Source organism: Hyalangium versicolor, assembly GCF_020103695.1.
In the GTDB taxonomy this organism is placed as follows: domain Bacteria; phylum Myxococcota; class Myxococcia; order Myxococcales; family Myxococcaceae; genus Hyalangium; species Hyalangium versicolor.
This window is the reverse complement of sequence record NZ_JAHXBF010000026.1, coordinates 134,060-145,392: the sequence shown is the minus strand read 5'-3', so window position 1 is coordinate 145,392 and position 11,333 is coordinate 134,060. Positions and strand designations below refer to the sequence as shown.

Annotated in this window: 6 protein-coding genes; 3 read left to right on the top strand and 3 right to left on the bottom strand. The window is 65.8% G+C overall.

The annotated features are described in order from the left end of the window. Positions 1-228 precede the first annotated feature (228 nt). The 3 genes from KY501_RS41485 (at position 229) to KY501_RS41475 (ending at position 3,474) form a co-directional block, all read left to right on the top strand. On the top strand, positions 229-1,365 hold the full coding sequence (locus tag KY501_RS41485; RefSeq protein ID WP_224369507.1) for a hypothetical protein: 1,137 nt from the start codon (positions 229-231) through the stop codon (positions 1,363-1,365). 25 nt (positions 1,366-1,390) lie between these two features. After that, positions 1,391-3,010: a clostripain-related cysteine peptidase gene (locus KY501_RS41480; protein WP_224369505.1), complete on the top strand. Its 1,620-nt coding sequence runs from the start codon at positions 1,391-1,393 to the stop codon at positions 3,008-3,010. A 281-nt stretch (positions 3,011-3,291) separates the two neighbouring features. Next, positions 3,292-3,474 carry a hypothetical protein gene (locus KY501_RS41475; RefSeq protein WP_224369503.1) on the top strand — a complete coding sequence of 61 codons (183 nt, stop codon included), beginning with the start codon at positions 3,292-3,294 and terminating at the stop codon, positions 3,472-3,474. Positions 3,475-3,585: 111 nt separating this feature from the next. Here KY501_RS41475 and KY501_RS41470 read toward each other — a convergent pair whose 3' ends face one another. The 3 genes from KY501_RS41470 to KY501_RS41460 all read right to left on the bottom strand — a co-directional run bounded on the left by KY501_RS41470 (position 3,586) and on the right by KY501_RS41460 (position 11,261). Next, the gene (locus KY501_RS41470; protein ID WP_224369502.1) at positions 3,586-4,689 is read right to left on the bottom strand and encodes an ATP-binding protein; all 1,104 of its coding nucleotides are present in this window, start codon (positions 4,687-4,689) and stop codon (positions 3,586-3,588) included. Then, positions 4,686-5,825, bottom strand: a complete 1,140-nt coding sequence (locus tag KY501_RS41465; RefSeq protein WP_224369500.1) for an FIST signal transduction protein — start codon at positions 5,823-5,825, stop codon at positions 4,686-4,688. The genes KY501_RS41470 and KY501_RS41465 overlap by 4 nt, the downstream gene beginning before the upstream one ends. 153 nt (positions 5,826-5,978) lie before the next feature. Next, positions 5,979-11,261, bottom strand: a complete 5,283-nt coding sequence (locus KY501_RS41460) for a trifunctional serine/threonine-protein kinase/ATP-binding protein/sensor histidine kinase (RefSeq protein ID WP_224369498.1) — start codon at positions 11,259-11,261, stop codon at positions 5,979-5,981. Positions 11,262-11,333: the final 72 nt, after the last annotated feature.

Genomic DNA, 11,333 nt, shown 5'->3' with positions numbered 1-11,333 from the left:
GAAACTGCGCCTCCCCTGGCTGGACGATCGTCTCGTCCTCTACTCCCTCGAAGTTCCGCCCTCCCAGAGCGGGGAACCATCATCCGATCCCTCGGGGAGCACGGAGCGCGTTTGGTGCTAGTGGCCGGGCTTGGGACGTTGCAGAGCCTGCAGGACGCATGCAAAAAGCCAGGGGGGACCCGCCAGAAGGTTACTCGGGTCGCATGTGGCTTGGGGCTGACGGGTGCCTTGGTACAGCAGCTGGGTAAGATCACCCATGAAGCCGAGTACCAAAAGCTCCTCAATAACGTGGGGGACGCGCGCGAGAACCTGATCAAGAACCTCAAGCAGCTCGTCCGGGATCGGATCTCTCCTCAGCTCGACAAGGACCTCACACCAGAGGAGTGGGCCCTGCTGGAGCCCGAGTTGGAGCGCCTGCTCTGGGAACTCGTGACGAATCTCCGCACGCTGTATGAGCGCGTGGCGGCCATCGAGCGCCAGGAGCTTTACCCGAGCGGGGGTGGGGCAGGTGTGTACATCCTCCACAAGCCCTTCACCGCGAACGGAGCGCCGGACATCCTGCAGCGAAGCCAGTTAGTGCTGCTGGGAACTCTGGATGTGTTTCGGAGCGGGCTGGGAATCTACAAGCAGGTGTCGGGGTACAGCCTAGCGCACGCCGACGAGGTCTTTCTGATGGCTGAGGCCATCTCCGACGTCATGGTGAGCGACTACGGGAATGGCATCCGGAAGATGCTAAGCGCCTCGGCCACGGCCTGCGCTGGAGACACGTCGTGCATCATTCCCGGGAAGCTGAGCAGGCATCTGCCGCTCCTGGTGAACATCTCCGGGGCGAAGACTTCCAAGGACATCCAGGTGGCCATCGAGAGCGCCGCCGCGCCCATTGGGAGTTGGGCGGTGAAGCGCCAGCGGCCCCTGCTCACCATCACGGGCCTCGTGGGCGTCCAGGGCGCACTGGAGTACGACGATGACCTGCCGCGGGGTGGCGGCGTGGGCCCCATGGCCACGCTGGGAGTCGAGTGGACGACCAACCTGTGCCGGAGCGGCTGGGACTTCGGCGTGATGGGCAGCGTGCTAGACTTGGGCCAGTTGGCGTTTCCGCGCGTCTACTCGCACCTCACGGGGACGGAGCCCCAGGTCGGCCAGAACTCCGAACCCGGTATCGTCCAGGTGCTCTCTCCGGGGTTGTATCTGCGCTTCGGTGTCCCGGACATGCCCATCACTCTCGGCGTGGGGGGCTCTCGGGCCCCCGGCCTGCGCTGCCGACTGACGTCCTCCGGAGAGTGCCAGTCCTCGAATGCCGTGGGCGTCTGGCGCGTGGGCGCCTTCGCGGCCGTCGATGTGACGATCCTCAACCTGAGTGAGTAGTACCTGATCACGGGAAATAGAACCGATGCTTATTCACCGATGGATGCGCTGCGGCTGGCTGTGGACACTCGCCCTGTTGAGCCTCCACCCGCTCTCCGCCCACGCTGACGGGAACCAGTCCGGCGAGGCGGAGTGGACCGTGCTGGTGTACATGAACGCGGACAACGATCTCGACGCGTCTGCGCTCGCCGACATCAACGAGATGGAGGCCGCGAATCTCGGCAACCTCAATGTCATCGTCCAGGTGGACCGAGAGGGACAGGGCGAGAAGGGCCAGCTGCTGAGCTCGGCTTGGGCTGGCACGAAGCGCCTCAAGATAAAACAGGACAACAACCTCAGTCAGATTGGCTCCACCGAACTGGACGATCTGGGCGAGATGGACATGGGCGACTACGTGAATCTGGCGGAGTTCGCGAGCTGGGGAATAATGAATTTCCCCGCGAAGAAATACGCCCTCATCGTCTGGAGCCACGGGAATGGCTTCAAGGCCGAGCCCAACTCCCTCCCGCTCAAGGTCTCAATCGATGGAACGAGCCACACGCATATCGACTTGCGCAATCTGGAAGATGCTCTGGTGATGATTCAAGAGGACACCCAGAAGCGGATCGAACTCCTCGGCTTTGACGCTTGTCTGATGCAGATGACGGAGGTGGGCTATCAGCTCAAGAACCATTACACGTTGCTGGTCGGTTCCGAAGACCTCGAGTCGAATGATGGGTGGGCTTACGATCAGCTCCTCACGCGGCTCTCCGCCCTGCCCCCTGCCGATCAAACACCCCTGGCCTTCGCGGACATCATCGTGCAGACCACCTTGGACTACTACCGCCGGAAAGGCGTGGCGGCCACCCTGTCCGTGGCCGAGGCCAAGGCCGTGATGACGCTCTCGCAAAAGGTCCAGGCCTTCGTCAAGGCCGTGAACTTCCGGCGCAAGCAGCAACTCGATGCGCTTCAGAAGAGCTACTCCGAGGCGCAACGCTTTCGCAACGCGGGCGCTGACTATGTAGACCTCTTTGACTATTTCAAGACGCTGCGCGACAAGCTCACACCCAAGAACGACAAGGACAAGGAGATGAAAGCAGCCATCGATGCCATCCTGGAGCTCCAGCCGCAAGTAATCCTGAGGAAGGACAACGTCGGGCAGTCCGTCAACCGGGCTCAAGGCCTGACCTTGTACCTGCCTCGGTCCTGGCAGTATCAAGAGAAGTATTCGGACCTGGCTTTCGCCAAGGCCACGGCGTGGGGTGAGTTCATCCAGAAGTTCAATGCCTCGATGTTCACGTATGAGCTTCAGCTTCTTGCGGGGACCTTGTTCATCCCAGGGTTCGAGCTGGATCCGGATGAAACAGAGGATCCGACGCGCGATATCGTCGTCATTGGGGATTCGCGCAGGCAAGGTCAGAGCGAGCTTATTTCCAACATGAGCGATGAAATCCTCACGGCGCTCCAAAGAGGGCTGCCCGAGAAGCTGGCGGCTCTGAACTCGGCGTCGCAATCGACCGAGGGCCTCAACAAGCTGCGCAAGGTGGTAGCGCTCAAGCTCAAGGCACCGCTCAGGAACAATGAGATCCGGGAGGAGGACAAGAAGCTCGTCGAGGAGTTTCTCGGCAAGGTCAAGGGCCTGGGCTTAATTGCCGCGGGCCCTTGACCGCGTCCCAGCCCCAGGCCGGTGAGCCCTACCGGCCGCCCGTACGCTCAGGCCTGGCGCGGCACCGTTTCCTCAAGCGGGTGCGAAGCCGGTGCTGGAGGAGGAGAGCCTCGCCTTTGCCGCGACGGTGGAGGAGCCGAGGAAGAAGCGCACATCCCGTTTGGACTGAGCCGCGCTGATGCGCAGGACGTTCGCCCTCGACGTGTTCGCGTGCGGCAGGTGTGGAGGCCGGCTTAGAACTTATCTCGGTAGGCGCGGAGAGCGAAGGAGTGGAGACGATCTTGAGAAAGCGCGCCGAGCAGTACAGCAACGCCGTCCTCGCCCGCTTCCCCAAGGGCAAGGGCACACGCGTCAAGCTGGCCGTGCGCAACGACAAGAGCACCGGCGTGCTGGACTTCAAGGGCATCCCCGTGGACCAGATGAACCTGCTCCTGGAGGCGCTCAAGTCCCAGCAGTCCACCTGATCCAAGTGCAAGAAATAACCGGGCCCACTCCCGGTGAGTGAAATGACGGCCCTCTGCCAGCACGAGAGAGGGGCTCTACCCGAGAGATTCGGGGCAGGCTCCCCCTGCCCCTCAGGCCGGTGCCGACGCTGTCTCGGCGCTCTGCCGGATCGGCAGCACCACCCGGAACCGGGTGCCCACTCCAGGCGTGGAATCCACCTCGATACCGCCGTGGTGCCGCGCGACGATTCCGTACGAAAGTGCCAACCCCAGACCCGTGCCCTGCCCCACCGGCTTCGTGGTGAAGAACGGATCGAAAATCCGATTCAGGTGCTCGGGTGCAATCCCCTCTCCGTTGTCGGAGATCTCGACGAAGACGTGATCGCCATCTCTCCGGCCCGTCCTCACGGTGATGGTGCCTCGCTTGCCCTTGATGGCCTGCGCGGCGTTGACCAGCAGGTTCAGGAACACCTGATTGAGCTGGGACGGCAGGCACTCCACCTCCGGCAGCTCTCCGTACTCCTTGATGACATCCGCCACATGGCGCACTTCGTTGTGCACGATGTTCAGCGTGCTCTCGAGCCCCCTGTGCAGATCCGCCCGATGCCACCGCGCCTCGTCCATGCGCGAGAACTCCGTCAGATCCCGGATGATCTGCCGCACCCGGCGCAGCCCCTCCGCGCACTCGTCCAGCACCGGCATGGAGTCCTCGCGGATGAGCGCCAGCTCCACCTGCTCCTCGAGCGTGTCGATACGCCTCCGCGCGCTCTCCCCCAATCCGCCCTTCTCCGCCTCGAAGGCGTCGATGACCTTCAACAGGTCCAGCACATAGGTGCGCAAGGAGCCGACGTTGCTCGTCACGAACCCGATGGGGTTGTTGATCTCGTGAGCCAACCCCGCGGCGAGCTGCCCGATCGAAGCCATCTTCTCCGACTGCAGGAGCTGGCAGTGCGTCTCCTCGAGCTTGCGGAACAGCGCCGCCTGCTCCGCCTTCTCCTGGAGCAGCGCCTCCTCGATGAGCTGGCGGCCCGCCAGCTCGCCACGCAGCTGATCGTTCCGCTCCGTCAGCTCACGGGACATCAGCTCCAGGGAGCGCTCGATCGAGAGCCGGTCCTCATCCGCGGCCCGGTAGGCCTCATCCACCGCGGACAGAAAGGGCTCCAGCCCGGACGGTACCTGCTCCAGGCTCCCGAAGAATCGCCGCAGCTGTCGCTCGAGCAGCTTGTGGTAGCTCACGATTCGCTGAATGCCGTGATGGTCATGGTCTGGTTGTGGAGCTCGCAGTGGGTAACCGCTCCGTGCGGGCAGATTTCTCCATACGAGTAGAAACCGGTCAGCGTCGGCCTCGGCCCGAGCACCTCCCGCACCGCTTCCACCTCCTCCTCCACGCGCTGCTTGAGCACCAGCTTGCGCCCCACGCAGCTGATCAGCACCGCCAGCTCAGGCTGGAAGCTGCCCAGCCGCTCGAGCCCGGCGCGCGCCGCCCCGGCAGCTCCATCGATGAGGCGGTCGAAGTTCGCCTTCATCAGGCGCGCATAGCTGCCCTGCGGCATGTCGCCAGCGAAGGTCATGCTCTGCTCCTTCTCGTCGATACTCAGGACGGTACGCACCACGCCGGAGCCCTCCTTCTCGCTGCGCAGGGCCAAGGGGAAACGCAGGGCGGCAGCCGGGAGCTCCGCTGCGTGCTCTCCCAGGTATTGCTTGTAGAGCTCCAGCGCGGATCGCCCATCGAGCTCGTAGAGCACGTTGCTCCGAGAACGGGTGATGAGGCGCTCCGGTCCAAAGGCATCCCACCCCCCGAGCGACCCGTAGCCAATGCGCAGCCGCTCGCCATAGAAGCCCACCGCCGCAACCTGGCCCTCGGCGGGCAGGCCATTGACGCACACCACCGTGTGCTGGAAGTCCGGACCATCCCCGGCGAGCCCTCCCGTCATCCCCACCGTCTCGGGCAGGTTGGCGCGCAGGCCGCGCACGAGCTCGGTGCCGTTCACCTTCAGCCCATCCGACAGGACCAGGACATGGGCCAGTCCAGGCTGCAGCAGGGAGCGGGCCAGGGACGCCCCCGCCGCCTGGCTCTCCTCCATGGACTCCACCCGAGCCTGTGCCAACCGGATTCGGGTGCGCTCGAACGCCACCGCTGTCACCACGAGCGAGTCGTCGCTAACAGCAGTCCCGTGAATCTCCCCAGCGGTGGAGCACCCCACAAGGATGGCCTCGGGATACCAGGCACGGACCTGCTGGAGGACCGAGGGCTCCTGCATCCGCGCGCGTGAACCGAACATCAGCACCCACTGCGCGCTCGCTCCCACGCCCGCCTGTGCGGTGTCGCGCCAGCCATCCTCTCGGGTCCAGGCCTTCTGATCGACCTTCAAGAGCGCTCTCCCACGCCAGCTGGCTCGCGGCAGTGAATGTTAGCGAGCGACGTCGCCCAGGGTCGAGCAGCGGCGCCTCGTTGAGGAGAACGCACGACGCGTCAACGACCATCAGTGAAAGCCCCGTCACGTCCAGCGCTGTTCCGCGTGCGCCTAGGTGAGCGGAATCTCCAGAGTGGCGGTGGCGCCCTTGCCGGGCCCTTCGCTCTCCAGGGTGAGAAGGCCGCCCAACTGCCGGGCCGCCAGCGCGCTCGAGTGCAACCCCAGGCCATGGCCCCCCTCGCGCGTGGTGAAGCCTTGCGAGAAGAGCCGGGAGCGAACCTCCGGGGAGATACCAACGCCGTTGTCCACCACCTGGATGCGCGCCCTGTTCCCCGCTGCCTCGAGCTTCACGTGCAGCCGGCGCTGCTCGTCGCCCACACCGCTCATCGCGTTCTTCGCGTTGCTGAAGAGGTTGATGAGGATCTGCAGCACCTTGTGCTTCTCCAGGTGCACCTTGGGCAGCGAGGCCAGCTCCTGGGTGACGGTGATGCTGTTGCGCTTCAGGGTCGGCATCTGGATGCTCAGGGCCTCGCCGATGAGCTGCCCCAGATCGCACTCCTCCGTGACGAGCGAAACGGCGGCGTGGTTCTGTTGGACCCGGATGATGGCGCGGATGTGCTCCAGGTGCTTGTCCATCGCCCCCATGTCTTCCTGGAGCGAGGCATGGTCTCGCTGGAGCTCCCGCGACAGGCCGGAGAGATAATTCGCCAGCGTGGTGCCCCGAGCATCGCGCGTGAAGAAGCCCGCCAGATCGTCCTGGTGCTCCTTGAGCATGGCCACCACCTGCTCGAGCCGGCCCACACGTGAGGCATCCGCCTTCCTGCGCATCATCTGCAGGTTGATCATCGCGCTGGTCAGGACGTTGCCCACGTTGTGGAGCACGTTGGCGGCCACCTCGGCCATGCCCGCCGCGCGGGCCGTATCCATCAGCTGCGCCTGCGTTTGCTTGAGCTCCCGGGTGCGCTCCTCCACGCGCCGCTCCAGCTCGTCATTGGCCTGGCGCAAGGCCACCTCCGCGCGCTGAACCTCGGCATAGAGCCGGGCATTCTCGATGGAGATCGCCGCCTGGGAGGCCAGGTGGCCCAGCAGGGAGATGCGCGCCGGGGTGAAGGCGTCGGTCGCCAGGCTGTTCTCCAGGAACAGCGCGCCGTGGAACTCCTCCTGGCGAAGCAGCGGCAGACAGAGCACGGAGCGGGCACCGCCGCGCTTGAACCACTCATCCCCCGAGAAGGGGTGGGGCTGCGAGGCATCTCCGATGAGCACGTGCTCACGCGTGCGCTTGACGTACGCGAGGAGGGTCCACGGCAGCAGGGAGTCGTCCGGCTCTGCCCCCGGGCCATCCCCCGTGGCGCTCGACACCGCCTCGACCAGGAGCTTGTTCCCGTGCGGCAGCAGAAGAGCCCCACGCTGGGCACCCGCGTTCTCGATGGCGACCCGCAGCAGGGTGGACGCCAACCGCTCGAGGACGATCTCTCCGGAGATGGCCTGCTGCGCCTTGACCACGGTGAGGGCGTCGATCTGCGTCGAGTCCGTGTCCGTGATGCTGCCCTCGACGAAGGCGGGAACCGAGGCCAGGTGGGGCCACTGCGCGCTCAAGTGCCGCGCCTTTCCCCGGGCACCCCATTGCAGGTACGCATCCCGGGCCCGCCGCGCATAGGTGTCCGCGATGGTGGGGATCCGCCGCTGCTGCCAGTACCGGGCCGCGAGCTCGCTGGCCAAAGCCACGTACTGGATGAAGTCATACTCGCGAGCCGCCTGGAACGCTTCCTCGTACGCGAGGACGGCATCGTCGTTCCGGCCAGTGATGCGCGCCAGCTCCGCGGACACCATGCGTTCGGGCGCGCGGAACGTCCAGGGCGAGAAGCCCGCCCACTCGGACAACTGCTGTTGATCCTGCTGGATGTCCTCGAGGGCCTGGCGCTGCTCGTCGGGAGATAGCGAGCCGAAGCAGGCCGCCAGGGTCAGCGCATGGAAGAGGTGGAGATCCCGAAGCTGGAGCTGCCCCATCGAGGACCACTTGAACTCGATGGCCCGGGCTCCTGCCTCCATGGCCTCGGTGTAGGCGCCGCACATGTAGCGCGCCTGCATCTTGTAGCTCCAGTACCAGCACCACATCGTGGTCAGGCGGGAGGGAATCGATGCGTTCTCGAACGCCTCCGCGTCGAACTCCTCCCAGCTCAACGAGCCGAACTCGCGCGAGAGTCCGCGCAGGTTCTGCACGTAGGCCTGCATGTGCTGGATGATGTACTGCACGTCCTGGAAGCCCACCTTGCGCACGAACGAGAGGCGCGCTCCCGCGTCCTGGAAGACCTCCTCGAGATCCAGCCCGATTCCCAGCCGGTACGTCACCGCGTGGTAGCTGCAGTAGCAAGCGATCTGGAGATCACTCGCCTGGAGCGCGTGGTGGAGCGCTCGCTGGATGGCCTCCTGGGAGCGCGGCAGTGGCTGTGTCCAGGTGCTGAGGACCTCCATGATGTAGCGCACCTTGCCTCGCAGGGCGGCCACGTCGTTGCGCTCGACGAGCTCGCAGGCCAGCTTGCCGAAGGCATAGGCCTCGCGGTACCGCCGGAACATGGGCCCCAGCACCATGCCGTACCAGGCATACGCGTGCGCCGCCGCGGCCGTGTTCCCGTGCCGCAGCAGGATCACGATCATCTTGCACAGGTTCAGCGTGAGCAGGCGGTGATCGACGAGGTAGGCCGGCAGGAAGAGGTTGCTGAGGACGTTCATCAGCGCCTCCATGTCCGGGTCCACCATGCGCGGCAGCTCGATGAGGCTCTCGATAGGCCTGTCCCCCAGCACGGCCCAGACCTCGTCGTTGGCGGCCTTCACCTCCTCCCAGGTGGGACGCAGCGACATGGGCATGCCCATCTGCGCCAGGCACTCGAGGAGGCACTCCGCGGCATCCTGGAACTGGCCGGCGGCGATGAGGAGCACGCTCTTGAGGCGGTAGGCGCCTCCCACCTCCGCGCGCGTGCGCGCCCGCGTGAGCAGCTCCTCCACCATGCGGCGAGCCTCGGCGGCGTTGCCGCTCATGAACTCGCAATTGGCCAGCTCGAGCCGGAGCGCATAAGCCAGCGGGGGATCGGTCTTCCACGGGTCCCCCGGCAGGAGCTGGAAGGCCATCGTGAAGTACGTGATGGCTGAGCGGAACGCAGTCGACAGCTTGGCCTTGCGGCCTGCATCGGCGTTCAGACGGGCCAGGCGGTGGCGCTCCTCGGGATCGAGGATCAGCCCCGCGCCGGCGTTGAGCTGGCTCACGATGCTGAAGAGCCGCTCCGAGAGGGCCTCGGGAGGGACGCTCTCCAGCAGGAGCCGGCCGATGCGCAGGTGCACAGCCTTGCGATCCTCCTCGGGGATGAGGGCATAGGCCGCCTGCTGGATGCGGTCATGGAGGAAGCGGTACTGATCCGGGCCGGCGCGCACCAGCATGCCTTCCTGGAGCGCGGCCTCGAGCCCCTGCTCCACCTCAGCGGCATCCACCATGTCGGAGATGACATGCAGGAACGGGAGCGAGAACGAGTTCCCCACGCACGCCGCACGCCGCAACAGGTGCTGGGTCCCCGAGGGCAGCTGCCGCAGCTTGCCCACCATGAAGTCGACGACGTTGTCCGAGTAGCCCTTCGCTCGCCCTCCCTCGGCATCCCAGCGCCACACGCCCTCGGACGTACGTACCAGGAGCCCGTCCTGGTTGAGCGTCTGCATGAACTGCAGCAGGAAGAAGGGATTGCCCCCCGTCTTCTCCAACACCACCCCCGAGAGCGTCTGTACGAGCTCCGAGCTGGCTCCTGGCAGGGTATCCGTGACGAGCTGCCTCACCTCTTCGAGCCCCAGGGGCTCGAGCTGGAGCTCCGTGGTCCGCGTGCCGCTCTTGCGGATCACCGCCAGTGCCTGCTCCAGCGGGTGGGCGGCATCGACTTCGTTGTCCCGGTAGGCGCCGATCCACAACACCGGCGGCGTCTCCGGGTGCGTGAGCAGGTGCTGGATCAGCTGGAGGCTCGCCACATCCACCCACTGCAGATCATCCAGGAAGATGACCAGCGGGTGCTCCGGCGTGGCGAAGACGCCCAGGAACCTGCGGAACACGGCGTTGAAGCGGTGCTGCTCCTGCGCTGGGGGCAGCTCCTGCACGGGCGGTTGCTTGCCGGCAACGAGCTCCAACTGCGGCACCAGGTTCACGAGGAGCTGCCCGTTGCCGTCCCACGACTCCTTCAGTTGCTCGCTCCAGCGGGCCAGTTCCTCATCCGTGCTCGCGAGCAACTGCTGCGTCAGCCCCCGGATGGCCTGCGCCAGCGTCGCGTAGGGAATGTCCCGCTGGAGCTGATCGAACTTGCCGGTGAGGAAGAAGCCGCGCTGCCGCACCACAGGCTTGTGCAGTTCGTGCACCACCGAGGACTTGCCAATGCCGGCATAGCCTCGGACGAGCACCAACTCCGGCCGGCCCGCCCGCCCCACGCGCTCGAAGCTCTGCAGCAACTGGGCGGCGTGCGCATCCCTCCCGTACAAGCGCTGAGGCAACTGGAAGCGGCTGGAGAAGTCGTGCACCCCGATGGGGAAGTCCTCGTGCACGCCGCGGCGCAGGCTCTCCTGGCACCGATCGAGATCCGCCTTCAACCCCTCGGCGCTCTGGTAGCGCTCCTCCGCGACCTTGGCCAGCAGCTTCGCCACGATGGCGGACAGCACCGGCGGCAGGCCCGGCACCCGCTCCCCCAGCGGCGGCGGCACCACCGCCATGTGGGCATGAAACCACTCCAGCGCATCCCGCCCATGAAAGGGGCGGCTGCCCGCCAGCAACTCGTAGAGGGTGACGCCCAGCGAGTACAGATCCGTGCGGTAGTCCACCGAGCGGTTCATCCGCCCGGTCTGCTCCGGAGACATGTAGGCCAGCGTGCCCTCCACCAGCGAGGCGGGGGACGCCTCCACGTGCTCCACGAGCTGCAGGCTCGCCAGTCCGAAGTCGATCAGACACGTCTCGCCCGAGGGCGTGACGATGACGTTGGCAGGCTTGACGTCCTTGTGGATCACCCCCCGCCGATGGAGCACGGCCAGCGTCGAGACCAGGGAGATGCCCAGATCCAGGGCCCGGGACACCTCGAGCGGCCGCCCCGTCAGCTCGGACAAGGCGGCCCCCTCCACGGACTCCAAGAGGAGCAGGGGCCGATCCTCGAGCAGCTCCAGCGAATGAACGCGAGCCACGCCCCGCACATCCTTCAGGCGCAGCAGGATGGTGAACTCCCTGCGGTATCGTTCCAGCTCCCGCGCTCCCGGGGCGACCACCGCGGGAGTCTTGAGGATCAGCGCCAATCCATCGTGATCACGAACCACATGGAACAGGAGGTTCGAGCCCGTAGCCTTGACGGCGCCTCGCAGGGTGTAGCCGGGGATGGTCAACATGATGAGCGAGCGAGTCTGGAGACCCGCCTCATCTCCTAATGGTCACGCGCACAGGGCGCGCGACGGAAGCGA

Excerpts from the sequence above, each read along its gene's own strand:
- KY501_RS41480 (WP_224369505.1), top strand. The coding sequence starts at position 1,391 with ATGCTTATTCACCGATGGATGCGCTGCGGCTGGCTGTGGACACTCGCC.
- KY501_RS41460 (WP_224369498.1), bottom strand. The coding sequence starts at position 11,261 with ATGTTGACCATCCCCGGCTACACCCTGCGAGGCGCCGTCAAGGCTACG.